We start from the raw sequence: 23263 nt of genomic DNA, 5'->3' as shown, positions 1-23263 counted from the left end.
AGCCGCGCCCGTAGACCGAACGGTGGATCGCCGACCAGTAGACCTAATCCAACCGCAACGACGAAAGGGACATCAGCTCGCGTAACGCACTCTGAAAGCCTGCGAGGACAAGGGGCTACCTGAGCAGGAGCCGCGCAGCGCGTAGTCCGGGTTGATCGGCAGCCGTTCCGCCAGCGAGAACCCCTCGGCCTGGGTGTGCGGGGCCGGGGTGCCCTCGCGCGGCCACGGCTGCTCAGGGCTCGTTGTTCGATGAGGACAGCCTGAGGCTGTTGTCCGCCGGTCACACGGAACATCGACTTCACCAAGTCTGCTGCACCGGCTGCCGGTTCTGCGTGTTCGCTCAGTGGCGCAACTGGTGCGGCGTCCAGCCCTCGCCGTGCGGGTCCAGTTCGGCGGAGGCAGTCTTGAACAGGTACTCGGCGCCGTGCTTCAACGGGCGCGTTCCCGGCTCGGACTTCGTCTTGCAGACGATGGCCAAATCCTCGCTCGTCGGGCTGACCAAGGGACTCGCCCGGGAGTTGGGGCCGCTCGGGATCACCGCCACCATCGTGGACCCGGGCCCGATCGACACCGACATGAACCCGGCCGGCGGCGAAACCGCCGATTTCCAGCGCTCCCTCACCGCCCTGGGACGTTGCGGCGAAGCCGAGGACATCGCCGCCGCGGTGGCCTATCTGGCGGGTCCCGGCGGCCGCTATGTCACCGGCACCGCCTCGCCGTGGACGGCGGGTACACCATCTGACGGCGAGCCGTCCCAGTCCACTTGCCGCCCGGCCGGCCGCGAGCGGACGGGGACTCGGTCGTGCTCGCAGCTCACTGCTATGGGAGTTGCAGCCGAAGCTCGCGTTCTGGACATGGCGGGATCCGCGTGGTGGCCGGGCTGCCGGAGTGCGCGAGGCCACGCTATCGGTGGCTGGATCGGTTACCGGTTCCCGGTCTGTTCGACGGGGAGCATGTTTTCACGCTGATGAAGGCCACCGGGGGTGGCGGGTGGGCCGACAGGGGCGGCCCGCCCCGGCGGCGATCAGTCCTGGCCGGTTTGGTGAGGTCAGGGGTTCTGGAAGGTGACCTCCGGGTTGGCCGATGAGGGGCCGTCGAACAGTGGTTGCTTGCTGCCCTTCAGCTGAAGGTCGAAGAAGGCGCCGACGTAGGCGCGGGTGATCTCCAGCGAGCGCTGCGGGGAGAGCTCGTCGGGTGCGGACTTGCCCAGCAGCTTGTAGGCGAGGGACAGGTCGTTGAAGCTGGTGTGTGAGGTGTGGGTACGGTCAGCCAGCGCTTCCAGCCGTCCAGGTTCGCCCAGTCGCGATCCCAGGTGTGATCTTTGCCTGGGATGTGGTCGGATTCGGTGCCGAGGATGAGGAAGGGGCGGCTGCCGAGGCCGTTGGCGGGAACCGGGGCGAAGAAGGTGCCGTCCAGGTTCGCTCCTGCCCGCACTCGCTTGTCGGCGGCCATGGTCGCCGCGCTGGCGTTGCCGCCGAGTGAGTGCCCGGCCATGCCGATCCGTTGGGAGGCGATCAGGCGGGAGTGCTTCCATGCCGGATGGCGATCGGTCAATTGATCGATCACGAAGGAGATGTCCTTGCTCCGGCTCATGGCGATGGTCTTCTGCCCGCCCTCGGGGGGCCTGGGCTTGTCGCAGAGGGGGGCACAGGTGGGTGTGCTCCGTCGGGGAAGGTTGTGCCGGAGGACTCGTAGGTGTGGTCGACCAGCGCGACGACGTAGCCGCGGCTGGCCAGGTCCTCGGCGAGGAAGGTGAGGCTGGCGCGCGGCAGCCCGAGGCCGGGCGAGAGCATCACGAGGGGGAAGCGGCCGCCTGCCGGGCGGGCGTCGGTGTGCGCGTGGGTGCGGGTGCCGCTGATCGTCTCGGCCGGGATGTCGGCGCCGGGAGCTTTTCTTTGCAGCAGCGACCTTGCTTCCTCGGTGGTCATGTAGGGGGCGGGTCGGCCGGTTGTGCGCCGGGCGGGGTAGTACATCGACACCATCAGCTGTCGTGCGCCCGCCTCCGGCACCCAGGGGTCCTTGCGGTTTTTGTCGATGAGGTGCAGTGTGTCGCGGCCGACCTCGTGGGGGCCTGTCGGCCGGGGCAGTTCGAGGTGGACGCCGGACGCGCGCGGGGTTGCCGAAACAGTGGAGGCGGATGGGGCGGGTACGGCGGATGCTGCCGGCGGTGGGCTCGTTCAGGACTGCGCCAGGTCGAGTCGGAGCCGGTGGAATCGGCCCCGTTCGCGGGGCTGGCCGACATCGATCGGCTGGCCGCGTCGACGACGGCCGCCGGTGTCGGCGTGGACGTGCGGCGGCGGGGGCAGCAGTGCCCGCTGCCCACCGCCATCGATCGGTCCGCGTTCCGCATCATCCAGGAGGCGGTGACCAACGTGGTGCGCCATGCGGGCACCAGCCGCTGCCGGGTCTCGATCGACTACCTCGGTGAGGAACTGCGCATCGAGGTCGTCGACGACTGCGGTGGCGTCGTGGAGGTCGTCGAGGGGGCCGGGTACGGCATCGCCGGCATGCGGGAGCGGGTGGCCCTGCTGAACGGCCACTTCAGCGCAGGCCCGCGGCCCGAAGGTGGCTTCCGGGTCGCCGCGCGGCTGCCGGTCCCGCCCGTCGGATCGGCGGCGCGGTGACGATCCGTGTCGTCCTGGCCGACGATCAGCCGCTGATACGGGCCGGGTTGCGCATGGTCATCGCCGGCACCCCGGACGTCGATGTCGTCGGCGAGGCCGGAACCGGAGCGCAGGCGATCCAGTTGGCCAGGCAGCTGCGTCCCGACGTGGTGCTGATGGACATCCGCATGCCCGGCATGGACGGCATCGAGGCGACCCAGATGATCACCGCTGACTCCCCCGCGGCCCGCGTCGTCATCCTGACCACCTTCGACGACGACGAGAACGTCAATGCCTCTCTTCGCGCCAGGGCGAGTGGATTCCTGGTCAAGGACATGGCGCTGGAGGACATCCTCACGGCCGTCCACGTGGTGGCCGCCGGTGACGCCCTGATCGCGCCGAGTGTGACCCGCCGCCTGATCGAGGAGTTCGCCGGCCGGCCCGAGCCCGCCCCGGCGCGGCGCGAGCTCGGGGGCGTCACCGGGCGGGAGCGTGAGGTGCTGACCCTGGTCGGGCGCGGGATGTCCAACGGTGAGATCGCGGCGCGGCTGCACATCAGCACGGGCACCGCCAAGGCCCACGTGGCGAGCCTGCTCACCAAGCTCGATGCCCGCGACCGTATCCAGCTCGTCATCATCGCCTACGAGGCGGGCCTGGTCTCACCATTTCGGTGACAGGACGGCCCCGGTCAGCACGTGCCGGCCTCTCCCCCGCCGTGACCCGCCACCTGATCAACCAAAAGGCAGCAGGCGGATGTCGTGCGGGTCGGCGTCGGCGGCCGCCAGGCGCAGCAGGCGCTCGCCTTCCTGGCACACCTCGGCCTCCTGCTCGCCGGTAAGCGGCCCGAACAGTCTGATCTCCAGGCGGGCCGTGCCCTTGTTGTCGCGTTTGATGGCCCACAGGCCATGGACGAACCCGTCGACGGTGAGCGCGGCGTGCACGATGAGGTGCGGGCGTTGCTCGTCGGTCATGAGGCGGGTGCGGTCGGCGTGGCCGAGCACGACGTTGTCCAGCGCGGCCAGCAGGCGTGCGGGCGCGGGCACGTCGGGGCCGGGGCGCGGGGCGTCGGGAAGGTCGAACAGCTCGGCGCCGTCCTCGCCGCGGAAGACCTCCAGCCGGGGGCGGAGCGCTTCGACGACTTCGCGCAGGCGGGTCATGCCGCTCCAGGCCTGGACGTCCTTGACGGTGGCCGGGCCGAAGGCGGCCAGATAGCGCAGCACCAGGTCCTGGGGGCGGGGCTGGGAGGCCAGGGGCTTGCCGAGCCACTGGCCGGCCAGGGCGAAGGGGGTGGCGCCGCGCCGTCCCCACGTGCCGTCGGGCGGCGGGTGCAGGACGGGCAGCAGTCCCTGGACCGAGCGGGCGAGCGCGACGGGATCGCGGCCGGGCCAGCGCTCGGCCAGTGCCCTGCCGAGCTCGGAGCGGGTGACCGGCCAGGCGACCGCCCGGGTGGCGGACTCAGCGACAGACTGGGTGACGGACTGGGCGGGAGGCTCGGCGGGAGGCTCGGCGGGAGGCTGGAGCAGGAGGGTGTGGGCGGCGGCGGCCAGGTCGGCCGGGTCGACGCCGTGGGTGGCCCTGCCGAAGGCGGCCTTCTGCCAGCGCGTCAGCATCGGTTGCAGCAGGGGGCGCAGCCACAGGTAGTCCTCGGCGGTGACCAGGTGCTGGGTGCCGCGCAGCAAGGTGGCGCGCACGACGGCCCGCCGGTGCAGCAGCTCGGTGAGATGGCCGAGGCCGAAGCCCTCGATGCGGGACCACAGGCCGATGTAGGGCGGGTCGGGGTCCTGGGCCTGCAGTCCCATCAGATGGTGGACGACGTCCAGGGCGGGCAGGTCGCTACGGCGCAGCAGCAGCTGCCGCTCCAGCGTGGCGCGGTTGAGGCTTCTGCGGGTGAGGGTGTGCACAGGGGTTCTTCCTGTCAGGGCCGGCGGGTGGCGCGCTCGAGCCGGGCCGACAGCACGCGCAGGCGGTCGAGGAGCTCGGGCGGATGGTGGACGTCGAAGTCGAACCCGAAGGTGGTCACCCACACGGCCAGGTGGTCCAGGTCGTCGGAGCCGATCCGCAGGGTGCAGGTGCGCTCGTCGATGGGTTCGATGCTGCCCAGGGTGGGCGGCACCTCGTCGGCGAGCTGGGCCGCCGAGCCGTACATGGTCAGGACGGCCTGGTAGCGGTGACGTGAGGTGGTCATCGTGGCGGCCAGGTAGGCGGCGAGGTCGTCGGCCGGCAGCGGGCGGGGCGTGAAGCGGGGCCCGCGAGGATGGCGCAGGGTGAGCTTGTCGACGCGGAAGGTCCGCCAGTCGGCTCGCGCGCCGTCCCAGGCGAACAGGTACCAGCGGCGGCCGCCGGTGATGAGCCGGTACGGCTCGACCTCGCGCACGCCCGTGCCGTAGTCGAAGCGCAGCCGGTGCCGGTCGCGGACGGCGGCGGCGATCGCGGTCAGGGTCGCGGGCTCGACGGCGGGGGCGAGCGTCGGCATGGTGTCGGTGGCCGCGCTGATCGCGCTGACCTGGTGGCGCAGCCTGGAGGGCAGTACCTGCTCGAGCTTGGCCAGCGCGCGCACGCACGTCTCGGCGACGCCGGTGATCGGCCAGGCGGCCGCGGCGCGCAGCCCGACGGCCACGGCGACCGCTTCGTCGTCCTCCAGCAGCAGCGGCGGCAGCTTGGTGCCCGGCCCGAGCCGGTAGCCGCCGGCCGCGCCCATGGCCGCGTGGACCGGGTAGTCCAGCTCGCGCAGCCTGTCGATGTCGCGGCGGACGGTGCGGGTGCTGACCTGGAGCCGGTCGGCCAGTTCGGTGCCGGACCACTCCTGTCGGGTCTGCAGCAACGCCAGCAGCCGCAGCAGCCGGGCCGAGGTTCGTCTCACATCGGCGAAGTCTGCCAGCGGTGTAGGACGGAAGCTGTCCTACAGCCCTGGCAGCGTGGCCGTCATGACCGAAACGATCACACCTTTCGTGGTGAACATTCCGCAGGCCGACCTGGACGACCTGGACCGGCGGCTGGAGCGCACGCGCTGGCCCGAGCAGGTGCCCGGCGTGGGCTGGAGTCACGGCATCCCCGTCGAGCAGCTGCGCGAGCTGGCCGGCTACTGGCGCACCGGCTACGACTGGCGCGCCCAGGAGGCCTGGCTGAACTCCTTCCCGCAGTTCGTCACCGAGCTGGACGGCCATCAGGTGCATTTCGTGCACGTGCGCTCGCCCGAGCCGGACGCGCTGCCGCTGCTGCTGACCCACGGCTGGCCGAGCTCGATCGTGGAGTTCCTGGACCTGGTCGGCCCGCTGACCGATCCGCGGGCGCATGGCGGCGACCCTCGCGACGCCTTCCACGTGGTGATCCCGTCGATCCCGGGCTTCGGCCTGTCGGGGCCCACCCGGGAGGCGGGCTGGTCGGTGGCGCGGGTGGCCGCGGCGTGGGCGCGGCTGATGGACCGCCTGGGCTACCGGCGGTATGCCGCGCACGGCGGCGACACCGGCGCGCTCGTCTCGCGCGCACTGGGCCTGGCCGACCCCGAGCACGTGGTGGCGCTGCATCTGACGTCGCTGTATTCGGCGAGCGCGACGGCCGAGGACGCCGACTTCTCCGTGGAGGAGGAAAAGCGCAGCGTGGAGGCGGGCTACCGGTTCGAGTACGAGCTGGGCGGCTATGCGGCCATCCAGAGCACCAGGCCGCAGCTGATCGCCTACGGGCTGACCGACTCGCCGGTGGCCCAGCTGGCGTGGATCGCCGACGGGTTCAAGGAGTGGACCGACCCGGGCAGTGCCGTCGGCAGGGACAGGCTGCTGACCAACGTCATGCTGTACTGGCTCACCGCCACGGCGGGCTCCTCGGCCCGCTACTACAAGGAGGGCGCCGAGACGTGGGGCGAGGCAGAGGCCGCCTCGCCGGTGCCGACGGCGATGGCGCTCTTCCCCCACGACATCTTCGTGCCCGTGCGGCGCCTGGCCGAGCGCGACAACCTGATCGTGCGCTGGACCGCCTTCGAGCGCGGCGGCCACTTCCCCGCGCTGGAGGTGCCCGATCTGCTGGTGGGCGATCTGCGCGAGGCGCTGCGCGGCTACCGCTGACGGGGCGGCGGTTCTAGCTGACGGCTTGGAGTGCGAGGTCGAGCAGGGCGCGGGCGTCGCCGGCGGGCCGCTGCTCGACCACGTGCTCCAGCCACAGCGCCGAGACGGTGGTGTAGAGCAGCCGGACCCGGGGGTCGGCTGCGGGCAGCTCGAGGGCGTCGGCGATGACGGCGACGCAGCCGTCGGTCCAGCGGCGGGCGATCTGCTGCAGGACGGGGTCGCGGCCGGCGTGCACGTACAGCTCCCACAGGGCCAGCTGCCGCATGCGGTCGGCTTCGACGACCTCCTCCAGGATCGCGCGCAGGCCGTGGGCGGCGACCCAGTGGCGGGTGGTGGCCAGTTCGGAGTCGACGAGCTGGCCGAAGGCCTCGGCCAGCAGCTGGTCGCGGGAGGTGAAGTAGTAGGTGGTGGCCGCCAGCGGCAGGGCGGCGCGCTGGGCGACGGCGCGGTGGGTGACCGCGGCGAACCCGCCCTCGGTGAGCAGGTCGACGGCCGCCGCCAGCAGCGCCGCCCTGCGTCTGCGGGCGCGGCTCTGCTGCGGCTGGGCGGGCTGCGGCGGTTGTGGTTCTTCCTGCGGTACGGCGGGCCGGCCCGCCCGGCCGGTCAATGGCCACCGGCCAGGTTGAGCACGACCACCCCGCCGATGATGAGCAGGATCCCGGCGAGTTTGACCAGGGTGAGGCTCTCGCCGAGGAACAGGGCGCCGATGAGCGCGATGGCGGCCGTGCCGACGCCCGACCAGACGGCGTAGGCGGTGCCGACGTCCATGTGCATCTTCAGCACCTGGGCCAGCAGGACGAAGGAGGCGATGTATCCGACGGCCACGACGACGCTCCAGCCGAGGTGGCTGAAGCCGTTGCTGAGTTTGAGTGCGGAGGTCGCCACGACCTCTGTCGCGATCGCGCCGAAGAGCAGCAGCCAGGCCATGAGCGAACCTTCCAGCAAAAATTGGGACGACCGTACCAGTTTAGGGGTTGGCCTGCCGCGACGGCCAGTGGGCGGCCTGGGGGCGCGCGGGGGCGTCCCCAGGCCGCCGCGCGCTCTGGTGCCGTTCTGCTTGAAACCGGTGTCGAATGCGTGTTCTATGGGTGCTGTGGCATGGGACGCGCTTCCGCTCGTGGACGTCGCAGACGAGCGCCCCGCGATAGAGCGGCGTGCCGTCGTGCGCGGCGGGTTCTACGAGACGCAGGCCCGAACGATGATCGAAAAGGTGCCCCCTGCCTCGGCCGTCGCCGAGCGGTGGGCGCTCAGCCCCTACCGGGGGTGCGCCCACGCGTGCCGCGGCTGCGTGGCCAGGCGCGGCCACGGTTCGCTCGGCCTGGACTCCGGGCGCGACTTCGACACCAGGATCGTGGTCAAGGCCAACGCCGCCGTGCGGTTGCGGGCCGAGCTGGCCAGGTGGCAGGGCGAGCCGGTCGCGATCGGCGTGGCGGGCGACTGCTACCAGGAGGCCGAGGCCACCTACCGGCTGATGCCCGCGCTGGTCGCGGCGCTGGCGGAGGCGGGCGTGCCCTTCACCGTCTACACCAAGAGCCCGCTGGTGCTGCGCGACGCCGAGCTCCTGGCGGCCGCGGGGGCGCGGGTGGCGGTGTCGATCGCGTTCGTGGATGAGAAGATCCGCCGGGCGGTCGAGCCCGGCGCGCCGACCGCGCAGCGGCGCCTGGAGCTGGTGGCGGCGTTGTGCGAGGCGGAGGTGGACTGCCAGGTGCTGATGTCGCCGGTGCTGCCGCTGCTGAGTGACGCGGCCGACCAGCTGGCCGCCACCGTGCGGCGCATCGCCTCGGCGGGGGCTGAGGGGGTGCGGCCGGTGGTGTTGCGCCTGCCATACGGCACGCGCCAGTGGTACCTGTCGTGGCTGGAGCAGGCCCATCCCGCGCTGGTGGAGCGCTACGCGGAGCTGTATGACAAGGCGGGGATGCCCTCGCCGGGCTACGAGGAGCGCATCACCGGGCAGATCGCGCAGCTGGCCCGCTCCTACGGCATGCGGTGCGGCCCCGCGCCGGCTCCGGCCGGCAGGCCGCCGCAGGCCGACCAGCTCGCCCTGGTGTGAGGCGGGAAAATCGATTGACCATGGTTGCTAGCGTGGCGGCCATGAAGTGGATCGAGGAGTTCGTCGACCAGGGTTTCGTCAAGGTTCAGGCGGCCTCGCCGCAGGTGGGCCTGGCCGCCCAGGAGCTGCTGTGGAAGCAGATCGGGCTCTCACCCGACGACCCGTCGACCTGGCGCGAGCCTGTCGTGTGGGCCGCCGACCTGACGGGCCGGGGCCCGTTCGGGCAGATCATCGGCTCGCCCGTGCTGGCCGAGGCGCTGGATGAGCTGTGCGGGCAAGGCGGGTGGGCGCCGAGCGGCAGCTGCGGCAACATCCCGATCCGGTTTCCGAACCTGCCGCCGGCTGACGACAGGGGCTGGCACATCGACCTGAACGTCATGCGTGAGGACGGCTCCTGGGCGGTCAGCGGGCGTCCTGCCACGCTGCTGGCGCTGATCCTGTTCTCGGAGGTGGGTCCCGACGACGCGCCGACCAGGATCAGGGCCGGCTCCCAGCGTGACGCGGCCGCCGCGCTCGGCGAAGGCGTCCACGAGCACGTGCCGGCCAGCCAGTTGGTGGAGGCCGCCAGCGCCGAACGGCCCCTGGCCTACGCCACGGGGCTGCCGGGCGAGGTGTATCTGGTGCATCCGCTGACCGTGCACGCCGCCCAGGAGCACCTGGGCAGCAGGCCGCGGTTCATGGCCCAGACGCCGATCTTCCTGTCGGCGCCGCTGGACCCCGCGGCGGGCACGCCGCTGGCCCGCGCCGTCCAGGGGTGAGGTCACCTTCCGGGCACTCAGGAGGTGGCACCGCCTCGAAGGGGCCTGACGTCGAAGGCCTGAAGGCCCGCCGTAGGATTCCGGGATGATAATTCGTCAAGGTGAACCGGGTGACGTCGCGGCGGTGATCGCGATGTTCGACAGCGCGATCGAGTGGCTGGTGTCGCAGGGCAGGACCGGGCAGTGGGGCAGCGAGCCGTTCTCCGCCAGTGCCAAACGCGTGGAGATGGTCAACGGCTGGGCCGACGGCAAGGGGATGCGCATCGCCGAGATCGACGGCGAGCCCGCCGGGTGCATGACGCTCGGCGAGCCGGTCGCCTACGTGGCCGCAGCGCCCGAACCCGAGGTGTACGTCCAGGGGCTGGTCATCGACCAGCGCTTCCACGGACGCGCGGTGGGCAGGGCGCTGCTGGAGCGGGCGGTGAGCGAGGCCGCCGAGCAGGGTGTGGACCTGGTGCGGGTGGACTGCTACGCCGGTGACGACGGGCGGTTGGTGCGCTACTACGAAAGCTGCGGTTTCCGGCGCACGGAGGAGTTCAAGGTGGGTGAGTGGCCCGGTCAGGTGCTCGAGCGCAGGGTCTCGGCCGGCACGGCCGGCTGAGGGCCCTCGGCCGGGGCCTCCTCGGGTGCGGGGGCCTGCTCCAGCCGTACGGCGCGCAGGGTGAGGACGGCCAGCGCGGCCAGCGCCGCGAACAGGGCCGCGCACACCCACGCGGCGGTGTTCAGGCCGGTGGTGAAGGCCTCGGCCGCGACGGCGAGGCGGGCGGGGGCCTCGGCCAACAGGTGCGCGGCGACGGCGATGCCCTCTCTGGCCGCCTCGGGGAAACCGTCGGGCAGCTGAGCGCGGTAGACGGCGGTGGCCAGGGACCCGAGGGCGGCCAGGCCGAGCGCGATGCCGAACTCGCCGCCGGTCTCGGTGACGGCCGCGGCCGAGCCCGCCTTCTCCTGCGGGGCGGCCGACATCACCAGGCCGTTGCCGACGCCCATCGGCATCGCGATGCCTGCCGAGGCCAGCACCAGCCCCGCCACGACCAGCGGCAGGCCGCCGACCGCGTCGGCCTGGGTGTGCAGCAGGAAGCCCGCGGTGCCGACCAGCAGGCCGGTGGCGATGACGTAGGCGGGGCGGATCCTGCGGGCGACCAGCGGCGCCAGCGACAGGCTGGCGATCATGGCGATGTTCTGCGGGATCAGCCACAGGCCCGCCTCCAGGGGTGACAGGCCGGCCACCAGTTGCAGGTACAGGGTCGACAGCAGGGTGGTGCCCGCCATGACGACGCCGCCGACCGTCATGATCGTCATGGTGACGGTGAAGACGCGGTTGCCGAACAGGCCCAGGTCCAGCAGCGGGTGAGGCAGGTGGCGCTGGCGGCGGACGAAGATGACGCCGAAGGCGAGCCCGGCCGCGACGGCGAGCGCGGGGGCGGTGTGCCAGCCGTTCCTGGCGACCTCCTTCAGGCCCCAGATGAGCGGCAGGATGGCGGCCAGCGACAGCGCGACGCTGGCCGGGTCGAGGCGGCCGGCGTTCGGGGCGCGGTATTCGGGCAGCACCAGCGGGCCTGCGACCAGCAGCAGCGCCATGAACGGCACGCCGAGCAGGAACGCCGAGCCCCACCAGAAGTGCTGCAGTAGCAGGCCGCCGACCAGCGGGCCGAGCGCCAGGCCTGCCATGAAGCAGGAGAACCACAGGCCGATGGCGGCGCTCATCTGCTTGGGGTCGGGGAACATGGTGCGCAGCAACGCCATGGTGGAGGGCATGAGGGTGGCGCCGGCGACCCCGAGCAGGGCGCGGGTGAGGATGAGCATCTCGGCGCTGGTGGAGTAGGCGGCCAGCACGGAGGCGGCTCCGAAGGCGGCGGCGCCGATCATGAGGAGTTTGCGGCGGCCGATCCTGTCGCCGAGGGTGCCCATGGTGACCAGGAAGCCGGCCAGCATGAACGAGTAGACGTCCATGATCCACAGCTGCTGGGCGGCGTCGGCGTCGAGTTCGGCGCTGAGCTGGGGCAGGGCGAGATAGAGGACGCTGACGTCGAGCGACAGCAGCAGGGCGACGGAGGCGAGTATGGCAAGGCCGATCCATTGGCGGTTCATGAGCTCACCGTCCCACCGACAAATTAAATTGTCAAGACACGCCGAACTGTCCGCATTGTTCCTGGGGGGCCGGCCGGGGGTGGTTCACGGCGGCGTGTAAGGCGAGCGCAACGCCACCCGCCTGCTGAAAGAGATCACCGCGCTCGGCTACCGCGGCAGCTACGCCGCACTCAGCGACTACCTGCGCCCCATGCCGGCGGCTTGGAGAGGGATCTCGACGCCGACACCGCCGGTCTCACCCTGCCCTGGAGCTCCGGCCCGGTAGAAGGTCACATCAACCGGATCAAGATGATCAAACGCCAGATGTTCGGCCGGGCCGGCTTTTGCGTGTTGTCTGCAGTCATGACGGCATGCGGGTCGGATTGTTGGCAAGCACACAGGCGACGGGCGGGTCGAGCTCGAGGGTCTCGACCCGGAGATGGGTGAAGCCGGCCTGGGTGAGCATGTCCTGGAGTTCTTGGGCGGCTCGGGCCGTGGTGTCCCGGGTGGCGCCGGGGCAGCGGGGCTGGCTGACGAGCGCGATGCGTCCTGCGGGGCGGAGCAGGCGGCGCAGCTCGCGAAGCCGCTCCACCGGGTCGGGCCAGAACCCCACGGAGTTGACGGCGAGGATGGCATCGAGCGGATCGCCGAAGCTCGGCAACTGCTCCACGGAGGCGTGCGTGAGGTGCACGCGGTGGGCGCGGACGGCGGCGGCGTTGCGACGGGCGGCCTGCCGGACCATGGCCTGCGAGTGGTCGATGCCGAAGACGTGTCCCCGGGTGGCGCGGCCGGCGAACTCGGCGATGGCGACGCCGGGACCGAAACCGATCTCGAGCACCCGGTCGGTGGGCTGAACGTCCAGCAATAACACCGCCCAGATGTTGCGCTGCCGGTTGGAGGGGCGATGAGCGAACATCCAGCCGTTCGCCCACCCGACGATGCCCCGGGGGTGATGGGCCTGGCCCACCAAGTATCTGATCACACGTTGCTTGAGAGACGTACCTGCTGTCTGCATGATCGCCAGTCAACGGCTTCAAGTATGCTTGAAGTCAAATGAGTGAGCAGTTGACGATCGGTGAGTTGGCGAGCCGCACGGGTGTCGCCACCTCCGCTCTGCGCTACTGGGAGGAGCTCGGCCTCCTACCGGCGCCGGCCCGGGTCTCAGGCCAACGGCGTTATCCGCCCTCGGCGGTTGGGCTGGTCGGTGTGGTCGTGTTGCTGCGAGATGTCGGCTTCACGCTGCGGGAGGTCAAAGCGTTCATCGCGTCTCGTTCGCCGGCCGGCGACAGCTGGCGCGAGCTGTACCAACGTAAGCTCACCGAGCTGGATCAACGGATTGTCCAGGCTCGGGTGGCACGCACCGCGATCGCCCATGGCTTGGCCTGCCCGCACAAGGACATCTTCGAGTGCTCCAACTTCGCCGGCGGGGTCGCGGCGCTCCTGGCGGGCTCTTCTCTCCAAGAGGCTCACGAAGAGATCCATTCGCACTGACCTTGCCGTCGAGATAGGCAGCCTCAGTCTCATGCCTGGGGCTCTTCCTCGCCGCTACGATGATCGCTGCTGCTCGTCCCAGGTAAGCAACTCGGCCAGGAAGCCGAGATAGCTCATCTGATCGCGTGGCGCGGCGGCGGCCAGATCGACGAACTGACTACGGATGGTCGGCAGCCGCAACCGCTGGCAGGCCTGGTATATCGAGGCTTCGGCCGCTTCCTCGGTCAGCCCGCACTTCACGGGCTCACGTAGTGGTGAAGCAGGGCGGGCTCACCGGCCGCGTTGAGCCAGTCGGCCCGGGTGCTGCCGACCCTGCGCCAGCCGGAACGTTCGTAGAACGCGATGGCGGCCCCGCCTTCAGAGGAGACCTCCAGCTTGAGTGGGGTTCCCGCGGCGGCGCGGACCGTGTCGAGGAGCCGGGCCGCCAGGCCGCGCCCACGGACCGCGGGGGTGACGAACAGGCGGGTGACCTCCGCGTCCCCGGTCAGACCAACGTGCCCGAGTACGGCGCCTGCCTCGACCGCTACCCAGGCCTCGGTCAGATCGTCCGGCGTCAGCCAGCCGCCGGGGTCGTCCGGCCAGTCCACGGGATAGCGGTCGGCGGCTTGGACCTTGGCGAGCGCCTCGACGCAGGCGGCCAGGTCGCCGGGGGTTCTGGGCCGGATGTTCACTCAAGCGAGCTTATGGGTTCGCGGGCACGGCGCCTTGCGGGCGTGTTCCGGTGGCCGCGCTGGGCTGGGTCAGCCGTGACCCCCGCTGAGTCACTCCTCGATGGCGCCGCCCACGGAGCGCAGGTGCTCGCGGAAGGTCAGGGAGGGCGTCTGCCGCCGCCGGGCCAGGAAGGCGTCGAAGCCCACCTGGGCGCGCAGGCTGTCGCCGGCGCGGATGCGGTCGGCCTGGCGGCGCTCGACGTCGCGGATCGTCTCGGCGAGCGTGAACAGCTCTTCGGCGCGGCCGGCGGGCACGAACAGCACGCCGTCGTCGTCGCCGAGCACCAGGTCCTCGCGGCTCAGGGTCCACTCCCCCACGGTGACCTTCGCCAGCGCGTCCTGCGGACGGTCGTCGAGGCGCTGCGGTCCCGTCGGGATCGCGCCCAGGCTGAAGACAGGCAACCCGATCGCCCTGATGTCGGCGCTGTCACGATGCAGGCCCCAGATCACGATCCCCTCCAACCCTGCCGCCTGCGCCTCGAGCACCACGAGGTCGCCGACGCAGGCCTCGTCCAGCCGTCCTCCGTTGTCGACGACCAGCACCTGGCCGGGCGCGGCCTCGTGGAAGGCTTCGAGGAAGACGTCGACGCTGCCGCCGTGCCGTGCGGGACAGACCCGCCCGGCCAGTCGGCCGCCCGGCACGACGGCCTGCAGTGACACGCAACGCACCGGGATCCCGGCGCGGATGCACGCGTCCGCGAGGTGGGCGGTGGTCAGGGTCGCGAACCGCTTCTGGAGTTCTCGCTCGTCCATGAGGTCAAGGTTCGGGCGTCGAGTAGCCGGTAGCAAGCCGGACGCCGCATCCGCCAGGAAACGTCAGGTCGCCTTGCGCTGTTCGCGGACGGTGCCGCCGGGCCCGACTGGTCCGACCGGGCCTCCGTGATCGACTACCTCGTCGAGGGCGAGCGCCCCTTCGCCGCGAGCTCCCGGCCCTTCGACGAGGACGGCATGCGCGAGCTGGCCGCACGCATCGTGGACCGTACGATCGACATCGCCGCGCAGCTGATCAACCCGTTCCTGTTGGACGCGGGCGCGCCATGGCGGCACAGGCTCGGCAAGATCCAGGCTCCGACGCTTGTCAGGCGCAGTTGCCCCAGGCCTTGCGCTCTCCGAGGCCCACCGGGGTGCTGGCGGTGAACTTTTCGCCGGCTCTCATCCCGGAGACCAGGCCCTGGAAGGCGACGCACCTGCCCTTGCCGTACGCCTTGACCGGCCCGGCGTAGTACTTGTAGTAACCGGCGTCCTGTGGCTTGTCGAGGCCTTGGCGGATCAGGTTCACGCCGGTCCAGGTGGGTTCCCCGACATACTTCGACTTGATGGTAACGGTGCAGTTCTCTCCGGTTCGCGCGTTGTAGAGCAGGTAGACGTGGCCGAAGACGGTGCCGTTGTCGTCCACTACGGCTCGGGTGCCGTCGGTGACCCGGCCGAAGCCGCTGCCGCAAACCCCTTCGGGGGTGTATCCGGTGGCGGCGACGGCGGGTAATGCGGTGAGGGTGGTCGCGGCCAGGGCCGTGACAGCGCATTGCGCAAGCTTGCGGCGAACCATGAAGTTCCTCCCGTTTATTTTGGATGATCGGTGCGGGTTCGCCGGAACACAAGGCTTGACGGATCCGCCGCCGAGATCATCGGACGTCCCGATTCTGAACACCGCACGTCGGGGTCTTCTTCGGCTTCGTTGACGAGTTCCTCGCTCCACACCCGGCGCATCTCCGCGCAATCGTCGAGCAACTCGGTGAGCCGTCCGCTGCCGACGAGCCTGCCGCGGTCGAGCACGACGATCTGATCGGCCCGCTCCAGCGCCGCCTTCCTGTGTGACACCACCAGCAGCGTCGCGGGACCGCTGCCGTCGTAGGCGGCGTCGGCGATCCTGTCCCACAGCAGCTTCTCGGTCTCGACGTCCAGCGCGGACGACAGGTCGTCGACGACGAGCAGCTCGGGCGAGCGCACCAGCGCGCGGGCCGCGGTCGCCCGCTGGACCTGGCCGCCGGACAGCCGCACCCCCCGGGGGCCGACGACCGTGTCCAGGCCGTCGGCCATCTCGGCCAGGTCCTCGTCGAAGGCCGCCAGCTTCAGCGCGCCGGCCAGATGGTCGTCGGGCCGGCCCAGAAGCAGGTTCTCGCGCAGCGACTCGGAGAACAGGCGCGGGATCTGGCTCGCGTAGGCCGCCCTGCCCGGCACCATGAAGGTCCCCGGGTCCTCGACGCGCACGCCGTTCCAGGAGATCGTGCCCTCCTCGACCGGCGCCAGGCCGAGCAGGGCGCGCACCAGTGTCGTCTTGCCCGAGCCGACGGCGCCGGTGATCACCGTGAACGATCCGCGCCTGACCGTCAGGTCGACCCCGTGGACGCCGCGGCCGCCTTCCTCGTGGCGCACGGTCAGCCCGCGCGCCTCGACGACTTCGAGCGCTTCGACGCGTTCTGGCGAGGTGTCGGCTCGTGGCGGTTCGCGGTGGAACCAGACGCCGGTGTCGCGCGACAGGTCCCGCGCGTCCTCGTGCGCGGCCATCAGGCGGCTGAGCCGCTCGGTGGCGACGGCGGCCTGCGGAAGCCGGTAGAGGATCACCCCGACCGTGCGCGGCAGCGCCGTCAGCCAGCCGACGTAGCTGGTGAACAGCGCCAGATCGCCCACCGTGAAGTCGCCGCGGCGCATCGCCGAGGCCGACAGCAGCAGGTCGAGCCCGCCGACCCGGACCGTGCCTTCGGTCGGGTCGTACGGGCGCAGCACCATCCTGGCGATGGTCGTCTTGCCGCTGCCGGTGCGCCCTACCAGGCCGAGGGTCTCGCCGGGGGCGAGGGTGAGGGTGATGTCCGACAGCACCTGCTCGTCGTCGGCGTAGGCGAATCCCACACCGTCGAGCTCCAGGCCGAGCGGCCCCGAGGCGGGCAGCGGTCGCGGGTGGGCGGGGTCGGGCAGCGTGCGGCGCAGCGCCGGCAGCCCGCCGATACGGGCGAAGCCTGCCAGCGCAGACTGGTACTGCCTCAGCTGTTCGATCAGCCGCTCGAAGGGCGTGCGCACCATCAGCGTGTACTGGAACAGCAGGACGGCGGTGCCGACGGTGAGCGTGCCGGAGCGCTGGGCCCACGCGGCCAGGGCGAGCACGATGGCCGTGCCCGCCGCCAAGGCCACGCCGGTTGCCGCGACCAGGGCGCTGCCGACCCGCGAGCCCTTGAGCTCGGCTCGGTACCAGGCCGAGCCGGCCTCGTAGAAGCGGGTGACGGTGTGCGCGCCCGCGCCGTTGGCGCGGATGTCCTCCACGCCGGCCAGCCGTTCCTCCAGAGCGCCGAACAGCCTCGCGCTCGCCGCGCGGGAGCGGGTGGCCGACGGTACGGCCAGCCGCTGCGCCCGCGCCATCCCGAAGCCGATCAGCACGCAGTAGGCCAGCAGCACCCCGCCGAGGAGCGGATCGACGGTGAACACCACGACGAGCACGCCGCCGAGGAGCAGGAGGCCGGCCACGACGTCCATGAGGAAGGCGACGACGAACTCGGCGACGGCCACCACGTCGCCGTCCACTCGCTCGATCATCTCGCCGGGGGTGTGCCTGCCGTGGAAGGCCATGTCGAGTCCGAGGGCGTGCTCGGCGAGCTTCTCCCTGAGCCGGTTCGTGCCGTCCCATGCGAGCGTGCCGGCCAGCCGCGCGGTGAGCATGCGGGCGGCCTGCCCTGCGACGGCGATCGCGAGGAACGCCAGGGCGATCAGGTGCCGGGTGCCGGCTCCGGCGATGGCGTCGTCGACAAAGCGGCGGGTGCTACCACCTCCCCACTGCGAGGGTGTCGGCGCCGCCGGTGACCTGGATGTCGTAGCGGTCGGTGCTGTGCTCCCAGCCGGGGTCGGTCAGGGTCGTGCTGCGGCCGACCGCGCCGAGGTGCTGGTCGCCGAAGGTCAGGCCGCTGCCCCCGCCGATCAGCGACAGCCGTACGGGCACGCCGGGCGGGCAGCGGAAGCTCACGTGGGAGGCGCCGCCGGCGATGCGCAGGGGCACCGAGCCCTTGGGAGCGGGCAGCTGCACGGTGACCTGCTCGGCGCCGCCCTGCAGGTCGAGGGCGGTCACCCGCAGCGCCCGCAGGTCGGCGGTCAGGCGGGAGGTGCCGCCGCGGACCTCGATGCGCCAGGACGCCGTGCCCTTCAGCATCACCTCGCCCGCCCGCCGCCGGTCGCGGACGTGGAAGCTGCGGGGGAAGTCGACGGTCACCGTGCCGTCGTTGACGCGGACGTCGGGCAGGACGCCGTCGAAGCTGGCGCGGTAGGGCGCCTGCAGCTCCGGGTCCGAACCGATGGTGATGCCCGCGGCGCCGGGGACGAATGCGATCGTGTTCATGATTCCTCCTGAGGGGTCGATCTCGTGGTCACGACGCTACGGACGATCACTCGGGGCGGAATCAGTCATCTTGCTGGTGGTGGTGGTCGTGAGCGGCTAAGTACGATCACGGGATGCTGCACGGGCGAGAGGGCGAACTGCGAGCGGTCGACGAGCTGCTGCGCCAGGCCCGCACGGGCGCCAGCGGTGTCCTGCTGATCCGCGGCGAGCCAGGGATCGGCAAATCCTCGCTCCTGGACCACGCCGAAGCGGCGGCCGAGGGGTTCACCGTGCTGCGGGGCGCGGGTGTGGAGTCGGAGACCGAACTGCCGTTCGCGGGACTGCACCTGCTCCTGCTGCCCGTGCTCGACCTGGTCGACGAGCTGCCCCCGGTGCAGGCTGCGGCCCTGCGCGGCGCGCTGGGCATGGCGCAGGGGCAGGGCGAGGACCGCTTCCTGGTCGGCGTGGCCGCCCTGTCGCTGCTGGCCGAGGCGGCGGGCACGGGTCCGCTGCTGTGCCTGGTCGACGACATGCAGTGGCTCGACAAGGCCTCCGCCGACGCTCTGCTGTTCGCCGCGCGCAGGCTTCGCGCCGAAGGGGTCGCGCTGCTGCTGGCCGCGCGCGAGGAGTTCGCGCCCGCGGGTCTGCCCGAGCTGCCGCTGGCAGGGCTGGACGGGGCTGCCGCCGCCGCCCTGCTCGACGAGCAGGTGCCGGGGCTGAGCGCCCAGGTGCGCGAGCGGGTGCTGGTCGAGGCGGGCGGCAATCCGCTCGGCCTCATCGAGCTGCCCGCCACCGCCGACCACACGCCCTTCCCGCTGGGCCCGCTGCCGCTGACCAGGCGCCTGCAGGACGCCTTTTCCGACAGGGGCGCCGGCCTGCCGGAACAGGCGCGGACCCTGCTTCTGGTCGCCTCGGCTGAGGACACGGGCGAGCTCGCGCTGATCCTGCGCGCCGCGCGAACGTTCGGCGTGGATGAGGACGCGCTGGAGTCCTGCGAGCGGGCGGGCCTGGTCCGTGTGCTGGGGACGAGGCTGGTCTTCCGCCATCCGCTGGCCCGCTCGGCGATCTACCAGGCCGCCGGGTTCGCCCGTCGCTGCGCCGTGCACAGGGCGCTGGCGGAGGTCGGCGATCGGGTACGGCGCGTCTGGCATCTGGCCGCGGCGGCCACCGAGCCCGACGAGGGGCTGGCGGCCGACCTGGAGAGCTCGGCCGAGGGTTTCAGGGTCCGCACCGGTCACGCCGCCGCCGCGGCGGCGCTGGAACGGGCCGCCGCGCTCACCCCCGACGAAGCCGGCCGCGCCCGCCGCCTGGCCGCCGCCGCGGACGCCGCGATCGACTCGGGCCGCTTCGAGCGCGGCAGGCAGCTGGCCGAGCAGGCCGCCGCCCGCACCTCCGATCCGCGGCTGACGGCGCGCATGGCCATGCTCAGGGCCGACGTCGACTTCGAGCGGGGGGCGCTGGAGGCCGCCTGCGCCACGCTGATGGCCGCGGCGCAGGCCGTCGCCGCCACCGACCCCGCGCCGGCCAGGACGATGCTGCTGCTGGTGATCCGCAACAGCTGGTACGCAGGAGACCCCGCGCTGGCCCAGGAGGCGACCACCAGGCTGGAAGGGCTTCCGCACCTGGAGGACCCGCGCCGTCCCGCGCTGGCCATGGCCCGGGGCATGTCGGCGCTTCTGGCGGGCAGGCCCGCGCACGCGCTGCCCCTGCTGCGCGAGGTGGTGGAGGGCGGCAGGCGGGTCCGGCAGGACCTGCACGGCCTGCGCAACAACGCGGCACAGGTGGCGCTGCTCGTCGGCGACCACGCGGCCGCGCTGGAGATCGCCAGGCCGCTGGCCGAGGAGTGCGCCGCGCGCGGCATGATCGGCTGGCTGCCGCACGTCAACCTGCTGCAGGCCGCGGCCGAGCTGCACATGGGCCGCCACCTGGACGCCGCCGCCAGCGCCGCCTCGGGCGAGAGCATCGCGGGGCAGACGGGCCAGTCGCACCTGGAGGCGCAGCTGTGCGGGGTGCGGGCGTGGCTGTGCGCGGCGGCGGGCCAGGAGCAGGACTGCAGGCAGCTGGCGGCGCGCGCGGGGAGCCTGCCGTACGGCGCGGCGTGGGCGCAGTGGGCGCTCGGCCTGCTCGATCTCGGGCTGGGACGCTACGACCAGGCGCTCGACCGGCTCGACCAGGCGGTCACGCACCAGGCCGCCGCCGTGCCCGACCAGGTGGAAGCCGCGGTAAGGCTCGGCGCGCCTGAGCGGGCCGAGCGTTCGCTGGCGTGGTTCGAGGAGTGGACGGCCGCCGCCGGCCAGCCGTGGGCGCGGGCCCTGCTCGAGCGCTGCCACGCGCTGCTGTCCGGCGACGAGGAGCGCTTCGCCCGCGGCCTGGCGGCCCATGACCGCCCCTTCGACCGCGCCCGCACCCAGCTGCTGCTGGGCGAGTGGCTGCGCCGTGAGCGGCGCAAGCACGACGCCAGGACACCGCTGCGTGAGGCGGCCGAGACCTTCGACCGGCTCGGCGCCGGCCCGTGGGCCGAGCGGGCGCGCGGCGAACTGCGCGCCACGGGCGAGACCCTCACGAGGGATCCGGGCGCCGACCTGCTCGGCAGGCTCACCCCGCAGGAGTGGCAGGTGGTACGGCTGGCCGCCAAGGGCGCCACCAACAAGGAGATCGCCGCCCAGCTGTTCCTCAGCCCGCGCACGGTCGGCCACCACCTGTACAAGGCCTATCCGAAGCTGGGCGTGACCACCAGGACCGAGCTGGCCGGGCTCACCCTGTCGTGACGCGCAGCGGCGTCTCGGTGACCAGGCCCGCCACCACGACGGCCGCGCAGGCCACCAGCGTCGAGACCGCGAACACCGCCTCGATCGAGCCCGCCTCGTACAGCGCGCCCGCGGCCGAGACGCCCGCGACACCGCCGAGCTGGCGCAGGAAGGGACCGGCCGCGCTGGCCGCGCCGACGTCCGCGGGCGGCACGCTGTTCTGCGCCACGAGCGTCACCAGTTGCATCAGCATGCCCGCGCCCAGGCCGATCACCAGCATCCACGCCAGGCCCACTCCCGTCACAGCGATGCCTGCCGTGCCGGCGGCGGTCAGGGCGGTGCCCGCCACCAGGAACACCTTGTAGCGGCCCGTCCTGCCGATCATCCGCCCCGCCGCGAACGAGGTGGCCACCGCGCCGGCCAGCAGCGGCAGCAGCAGCACGCCGCTGCCCGCGGACGAGGCTCCCTGGCGCTGCTGGAGATACAGCGGCAGGAAGGTCACCGAGCTGAGCATCACCGCCCCCTGCAGCGGAGCGAGCAACGCGGACAGGGCGAAGTTGCGGACGGCGAGCAGCCGCACGGGCAGCACCGCCAGGTAGTCGATCAGCCGCCGGCCGCCGGACGGGGGCGGCGCGAGCCGTACGCTGATCATGAGGACCGCGAACGCCACGCCGCCGAGCGGCAGGTTGATCAGGTAGGCCAGGCGCCAGGAGAGCAGGTCGGTGAGCAGCCCGCCCGCCAGCGGACCGCCGACCATCGCCAGCGCGGTTACGGCCGTGATGTGGCCCTGGTAGCGCGGGCGCTCGCGGGGCGGCACCAGCGCCGCCACCACCGTGATGACCCCGACCATCAGCCCGCCCGCGCCGAGCCCCTGCACGGCCCTGGCCACGACGAGCTGGAGCATGTCCTGGGCCGCGCCGCAGCCCGCCGATCCCAGCAGGAAGACAGCCAGGGCCGCCAGCAGTGCCCGCTTGTGGCCGAGCAGGTCGCCTCCTCTGCCCCACAGCGGCAGGGTGACGGTCGAGGCGAGGGCGTAGGCGACGACCACCAGCGCCACCCGGTCCCCGCCGCCGAGCTCGGCGACCAGGGCGGGGGCGACCGTGCCGGTGACGGTGGTGTCGAGCGTGGCCAGCAGCAGCACCAGCAGCAGGCTGGGCAGAACGCTTCGCATGGCCGCCGCCTACTTCATCATCGCGTCGGTCATCCGCCTGCGGATCGGCGGCACGGCGTTGAAGAAGCGGAACAGCGTCTTGGTGAAGGCCCGCTGCACCGGGTTGGCGCTGACGCCCATCTTCAGGTTGCGCATCGCCAGCGCGACGGCCTTGAAGGCGTAGTCGCGCATCTCGGACTCGTAGCCGCCGACGGCCTCGGCCATGGACATCCTGCCGTTGACGTACTCGACGAGGTTGTGCGTCAGCAGCCGCGCGTCGAGGATCGCGGTGTTGGCGCCCACGCCCGCGGTGGGCGGCATGTTGTGGATCGCGTCGCCGATGAGCGTGACGTTGCCGCTCTCCCAGTCCTTGACGGGGGTGGAGGTCTTCAGCGGGAAGATCGACAGACTGCCGAGGTCGCTGCGCGCGATCAGCTCGCGCAGCTGGGGCGCCCAGCCCTCGGTCGCGGCGAAGGCGACCTGCTGCAGCTCCGCGCCGCTCATTCGCTCCAGCTTCTCCCTGTCGCCGAGCTTGTCCCAGGTGCTGACGATGTTCCACATGACGTAGTCGGCGGTGTTGTCCATGAGCAGGCCGGCCTCCTTGTCGCGGGCGACCAAGGAGCGGGAGCGGAACTCGTGCGCGGCCATGAACACCGTCTTGCCCTGCGGTCCGAACAGGAAGCCGGATCCGGCGAACAGCTGAGGCGGCAGCAGCCTGCGCGTCTCGTCGTCGAGGGGGACCTTCGCCGACACCGACAGCGCGCCGGTGTCCAGCCGCGCGGCGTGCGGCAGGAACTGCTGTCGCACCCTGGAGTTGACGCCGTCGGCGGCCACCAGCAGGTCGCCGTCCGCGTGCGTGCCGTCCTCGAAGTGGGCGCGCACCCGCTCGCCGGGCAGCCGCTCGTAGCGGGTGAAGCTCTTGCCGTAGTTGACCACGTCGTCGAGCCCCGACAGCAGGACCTCGCGCAGCGAGATGCGGCTGACGGACTTGAAGCTGTCGATGTAGTGCTCGGGCGCGCTCTCCTCGCCGATGACCAGCAGTTCCTGCAGCTTGGCGTCGTAGAAGCCGAGCGTGGTGTTGGGCTTGCCCGAGGTGGCGACGAACCGGTCGTACAGCTCGGCTGGCAGGCACTCGTGCAGGGCCGCGCAGCCCTTGGGTGTGATGTGGATGCGGTAGCCCTGCAACCTGTCGTCCTTGGCGCGGTCACGCTCGTACAGCGCGACGCTGACACCCGACTTGCGCAGACCCTGGGCGAGCGTGAGCCCGCCGATACCGCCACCGATGACCAGAACGTGGAACGACATGGCTTCCTCCAGCCGGTTGAGGGGTTG

General features: G+C 72.0%; 26 protein-coding genes and 1 pseudogene. 10 read left to right on the top strand and 17 right to left on the bottom strand.

The window, feature by feature from the left end; all coding sequences use genetic code 11:
• Nucleotides 1–404: 404 nt before the first annotated feature.
• Nucleotides 405–968, top strand: coding sequence for an SDR family oxidoreductase (locus AB0B45_RS38520; protein ID WP_358141345.1), 564 nt, complete (start codon nucleotides 405–407; stop codon nucleotides 966–968).
• 151 nt (nucleotides 969–1119) lie between these two features.
• On the opposite strand, the gene AB0B45_RS38515 is transcribed toward AB0B45_RS38520, so the two are convergent.
• Nucleotides 1120–1593 carry a hypothetical protein gene (locus tag AB0B45_RS38515; RefSeq protein ID WP_358141342.1) on the bottom strand — a complete coding sequence of 158 codons (474 nt, stop codon included), beginning with the start codon at nucleotides 1591–1593 and terminating at the stop codon, nucleotides 1120–1122.
• The gene (locus AB0B45_RS38510; protein ID WP_358141354.1) at nucleotides 1590–2036 is read right to left on the bottom strand and encodes a hypothetical protein; all 447 of its coding nucleotides are present in this window, start codon (nucleotides 2034–2036) and stop codon (nucleotides 1590–1592) included. The genes AB0B45_RS38515 and AB0B45_RS38510 overlap by 4 nt, the downstream gene beginning before the upstream one ends.
• A 171-nt stretch (nucleotides 2037–2207) precedes the next feature.
• Between AB0B45_RS38510 and AB0B45_RS38505 the strand changes: the two genes are divergently transcribed.
• Together AB0B45_RS38505 and AB0B45_RS38500 are read left to right on the top strand one after the other, a co-directional pair.
• Nucleotides 2208–2624, top strand: a complete 417-nt coding sequence (locus tag AB0B45_RS38505; protein WP_358141339.1) for an ATP-binding protein — start codon at nucleotides 2208–2210, stop codon at nucleotides 2622–2624.
• Nucleotides 2621–3277 carry a response regulator transcription factor gene (locus AB0B45_RS38500; RefSeq protein ID WP_358141336.1) on the top strand — a complete coding sequence of 219 codons (657 nt, stop codon included), beginning with the start codon at nucleotides 2621–2623 and terminating at the stop codon, nucleotides 3275–3277. Before AB0B45_RS38505 ends, AB0B45_RS38500 begins: the two co-directional genes overlap by 4 nt.
• Before the next feature lie 57 nt (nucleotides 3278–3334).
• On the opposite strand, the gene AB0B45_RS38495 is transcribed toward AB0B45_RS38500, so the two are convergent.
• Nucleotides 3335–4504 (bottom strand): winged helix DNA-binding domain-containing protein, encoded by a 1170-nt coding sequence (locus AB0B45_RS38495; protein ID WP_358141333.1) that lies wholly within the window; start codon nucleotides 4502–4504, stop codon nucleotides 3335–3337.
• A 14-nt stretch (nucleotides 4505–4518) separates the two neighbouring features.
• Entirely contained in the window at nucleotides 4519–5463 is a 945-nt protein-coding gene (locus AB0B45_RS38490; RefSeq protein WP_358141331.1) for a WYL domain-containing protein, read from the bottom strand.
• A gap of 64 nt (nucleotides 5464–5527) precedes the next feature.
• On the opposite strand from AB0B45_RS38490, the gene AB0B45_RS38485 reads away from it, so the two are divergent.
• The gene (locus tag AB0B45_RS38485; protein WP_358141328.1) at nucleotides 5528–6661 is read left to right on the top strand and encodes an epoxide hydrolase family protein; all 1134 of its coding nucleotides are present in this window, start codon (nucleotides 5528–5530) and stop codon (nucleotides 6659–6661) included.
• Between the two features lie 13 nt (nucleotides 6662–6674).
• Here AB0B45_RS38485 and AB0B45_RS38480 read toward each other — a convergent pair whose 3' ends face one another.
• Together AB0B45_RS38480 and AB0B45_RS38475 are read right to left on the bottom strand one after the other, a co-directional pair.
• Complete coding sequence (locus tag AB0B45_RS38480; RefSeq protein ID WP_358141325.1) at nucleotides 6675–7268, bottom strand: TetR family transcriptional regulator; 594 nt, start codon at nucleotides 7266–7268, stop codon at nucleotides 6675–6677.
• Nucleotides 7265–7588: a multidrug efflux SMR transporter gene (locus tag AB0B45_RS38475; RefSeq protein ID WP_358141322.1), complete on the bottom strand. Its 324-nt coding sequence runs from the start codon at nucleotides 7586–7588 to the stop codon at nucleotides 7265–7267. Before AB0B45_RS38475 ends, AB0B45_RS38480 begins: the two co-directional genes overlap by 4 nt.
• 190 nt (nucleotides 7589–7778) lie before the next feature.
• On the opposite strand from AB0B45_RS38475, the gene AB0B45_RS38470 reads away from it, so the two are divergent.
• The 3 genes from AB0B45_RS38470 (at nucleotide 7779) to AB0B45_RS38460 (ending at nucleotide 10070) form a co-directional block, all read left to right on the top strand.
• The gene (locus AB0B45_RS38470) at nucleotides 7779–8711 is read left to right on the top strand and encodes a radical SAM protein (protein ID WP_358141319.1); all 933 of its coding nucleotides are present in this window, start codon (nucleotides 7779–7781) and stop codon (nucleotides 8709–8711) included.
• 41 nt (nucleotides 8712–8752) lie between these two features.
• Nucleotides 8753–9469 (top strand): phytanoyl-CoA dioxygenase family protein, encoded by a 717-nt coding sequence (locus AB0B45_RS38465; protein WP_358141316.1) that lies wholly within the window; start codon nucleotides 8753–8755, stop codon nucleotides 9467–9469.
• An 85-nt stretch (nucleotides 9470–9554) separates the two neighbouring features.
• Nucleotides 9555–10070: a GNAT family N-acetyltransferase gene (locus tag AB0B45_RS38460; protein ID WP_358141313.1), complete on the top strand. Its 516-nt coding sequence runs from the start codon at nucleotides 9555–9557 to the stop codon at nucleotides 10068–10070.
• On the opposite strand, the gene AB0B45_RS38455 is transcribed toward AB0B45_RS38460, so the two are convergent.
• Nucleotides 10028–11557, bottom strand: a complete 1530-nt coding sequence (locus tag AB0B45_RS38455; protein WP_358141310.1) for an MFS transporter — start codon at nucleotides 11555–11557, stop codon at nucleotides 10028–10030. The genes AB0B45_RS38460 and AB0B45_RS38455 overlap by 43 nt on opposite strands.
• Before the next feature lie 340 nt (nucleotides 11558–11897).
• Nucleotides 11898–12518, bottom strand: a complete 621-nt coding sequence (locus AB0B45_RS38450; RefSeq protein WP_358141307.1) for a class I SAM-dependent methyltransferase — start codon at nucleotides 12516–12518, stop codon at nucleotides 11898–11900.
• Nucleotides 12519–12589: 71 nt separating this feature from the next.
• Here AB0B45_RS38450 and AB0B45_RS38445 point away from each other — a divergent pair, with 71 nt between their 5' ends.
• Nucleotides 12590–13027, top strand: a complete 438-nt coding sequence (locus tag AB0B45_RS38445; RefSeq protein ID WP_358141304.1) for a MerR family transcriptional regulator — start codon at nucleotides 12590–12592, stop codon at nucleotides 13025–13027.
• Between the two features lie 54 nt (nucleotides 13028–13081).
• Here AB0B45_RS38445 and AB0B45_RS38440 read toward each other — a convergent pair whose 3' ends face one another.
• From AB0B45_RS38440 to AB0B45_RS38430, 3 genes are all read right to left on the bottom strand, one after another.
• Nucleotides 13082–13267 carry a hypothetical protein gene (locus AB0B45_RS38440; protein WP_358141301.1) on the bottom strand — a complete coding sequence of 62 codons (186 nt, stop codon included), beginning with the start codon at nucleotides 13265–13267 and terminating at the stop codon, nucleotides 13082–13084.
• Nucleotides 13264–13698, bottom strand: coding sequence for a GNAT family N-acetyltransferase (locus tag AB0B45_RS38435; RefSeq protein WP_358141298.1), 435 nt, complete (start codon nucleotides 13696–13698; stop codon nucleotides 13264–13266). Before AB0B45_RS38435 ends, AB0B45_RS38440 begins: the two co-directional genes overlap by 4 nt.
• 90 nt (nucleotides 13699–13788) lie before the next feature.
• A complete protein-coding gene (locus tag AB0B45_RS38430) occupies nucleotides 13789–14490 on the bottom strand; it encodes an RraA family protein (RefSeq protein WP_358141295.1) in 702 nt (233 codons plus the stop codon).
• Between the two features lie 126 nt (nucleotides 14491–14616).
• On the opposite strand from AB0B45_RS38430, the gene AB0B45_RS38425 reads away from it, so the two are divergent.
• Nucleotides 14617–14874, top strand: coding sequence for a hypothetical protein (locus tag AB0B45_RS38425; RefSeq protein ID WP_358141292.1), 258 nt, complete (start codon nucleotides 14617–14619; stop codon nucleotides 14872–14874).
• On the opposite strand, the gene AB0B45_RS38420 is transcribed toward AB0B45_RS38425, so the two are convergent.
• From AB0B45_RS38420 to AB0B45_RS38405, 4 genes and pseudogenes are all read right to left on the bottom strand, one after another.
• Entirely contained in the window at nucleotides 14816–15283 is a 468-nt protein-coding gene (locus AB0B45_RS38420; protein WP_358141289.1) for a hypothetical protein, read from the bottom strand. The genes AB0B45_RS38425 and AB0B45_RS38420 overlap by 59 nt on opposite strands.
• Nucleotides 15284–15297: 14 nt before the next feature.
• Nucleotides 15298–16386, bottom strand: a complete 1089-nt coding sequence (locus tag AB0B45_RS38415) for an ABC transporter ATP-binding protein (RefSeq protein WP_358141351.1) — start codon at nucleotides 16384–16386, stop codon at nucleotides 15298–15300.
• Nucleotides 16387–16410: 24 nt separating this feature from the next.
• Nucleotides 16411–17466, bottom strand: a pseudogene (locus tag AB0B45_RS38410) (ABC transporter ATP-binding protein); the annotation flags it as partial.
• A gap of 19 nt (nucleotides 17467–17485) precedes the next feature.
• A complete protein-coding gene (locus AB0B45_RS38405) occupies nucleotides 17486–18055 on the bottom strand; it encodes a hypothetical protein (protein ID WP_358141286.1) in 570 nt (189 codons plus the stop codon).
• A 113-nt stretch (nucleotides 18056–18168) separates the two neighbouring features.
• Between AB0B45_RS38405 and AB0B45_RS38400 the strand changes: the two genes are divergently transcribed.
• A complete protein-coding gene (locus AB0B45_RS38400; protein ID WP_358141284.1) occupies nucleotides 18169–20802 on the top strand; it encodes an AAA family ATPase in 2634 nt (877 codons plus the stop codon).
• On the opposite strand, the gene AB0B45_RS38395 is transcribed toward AB0B45_RS38400, so the two are convergent.
• Together AB0B45_RS38395 and AB0B45_RS38390 are read right to left on the bottom strand one after the other, a co-directional pair.
• Entirely contained in the window at nucleotides 20789–21952 is a 1164-nt protein-coding gene (locus AB0B45_RS38395) for an MFS transporter (RefSeq protein ID WP_358141281.1), read from the bottom strand. The genes AB0B45_RS38400 and AB0B45_RS38395 overlap by 14 nt on opposite strands.
• Before the next feature lie 9 nt (nucleotides 21953–21961).
• The gene (locus AB0B45_RS38390; RefSeq protein WP_358141277.1) at nucleotides 21962–23236 is read right to left on the bottom strand and encodes an NAD(P)/FAD-dependent oxidoreductase; all 1275 of its coding nucleotides are present in this window, start codon (nucleotides 23234–23236) and stop codon (nucleotides 21962–21964) included.
• Nucleotides 23237–23263 lie beyond the last annotated feature (27 nt).

This window comes from Nonomuraea sp. NPDC049152 (genome assembly GCF_040648355.1).
In the GTDB taxonomy this organism is placed as follows: domain Bacteria; phylum Actinomycetota; class Actinomycetes; order Streptosporangiales; family Streptosporangiaceae; genus Nonomuraea.
Note: the sequence above shows the minus strand (reverse complement) of the source record. Positions and strands in the feature narration are given on the sequence as shown.

Bases quoted from the DNA above. Each gene is read 5' to 3' on its own strand.
- AB0B45_RS38460 (WP_358141313.1), top strand. From the start codon at position 9,555: ATGATAATTCGTCAAGGTGAACCGGGTGACGTCGCGGCGGTGATCGCG.
- AB0B45_RS38515 (WP_358141342.1), bottom strand. From the start codon at position 1,593: ATGAGCCGGAGCAAGGACATCTCCTTCGTGATCGATCAATTGACCGAT.
- AB0B45_RS38475 (WP_358141322.1), bottom strand. From the start codon at position 7,588: ATGGCCTGGCTGCTGCTCTTCGGCGCGATCGCGACAGAGGTCGTGGCG.
- AB0B45_RS38465 (WP_358141316.1), top strand. From the start codon at position 8,753: ATGAAGTGGATCGAGGAGTTCGTCGACCAGGGTTTCGTCAAGGTTCAG.
- AB0B45_RS38430 (WP_358141295.1), bottom strand. From the start codon at position 14,490: ATGGACGAGCGAGAACTCCAGAAGCGGTTCGCGACCCTGACCACCGCC.
- AB0B45_RS38400 (WP_358141284.1), top strand. From the start codon at position 18,169: ATGCTGCACGGGCGAGAGGGCGAACTGCGAGCGGTCGACGAGCTGCTG.
- AB0B45_RS38415 (WP_358141351.1), bottom strand. From the start codon at position 16,386: ATGCGCCGCGGCGACTTCACGGTGGGCGATCTGGCGCTGTTCACCAGC.
- AB0B45_RS38420 (WP_358141289.1), bottom strand. From the start codon at position 15,283: ATGGTTCGCCGCAAGCTTGCGCAATGCGCTGTCACGGCCCTGGCCGCG.
- AB0B45_RS38405 (WP_358141286.1), bottom strand. From the start codon at position 18,055: ATGAACACGATCGCATTCGTCCCCGGCGCCGCGGGCATCACCATCGGT.
- AB0B45_RS38390 (WP_358141277.1), bottom strand. From the start codon at position 23,236: ATGTCGTTCCACGTTCTGGTCATCGGTGGCGGTATCGGCGGGCTCACG.
- AB0B45_RS38395 (WP_358141281.1), bottom strand. From the start codon at position 21,952: ATGCGAAGCGTTCTGCCCAGCCTGCTGCTGGTGCTGCTGCTGGCCACG.
- AB0B45_RS38485 (WP_358141328.1), top strand. From the start codon at position 5,528: ATGACCGAAACGATCACACCTTTCGTGGTGAACATTCCGCAGGCCGAC.
- AB0B45_RS38445 (WP_358141304.1), top strand. From the start codon at position 12,590: ATGAGTGAGCAGTTGACGATCGGTGAGTTGGCGAGCCGCACGGGTGTC.
- AB0B45_RS38455 (WP_358141310.1), bottom strand. From the start codon at position 11,557: ATGAACCGCCAATGGATCGGCCTTGCCATACTCGCCTCCGTCGCCCTG.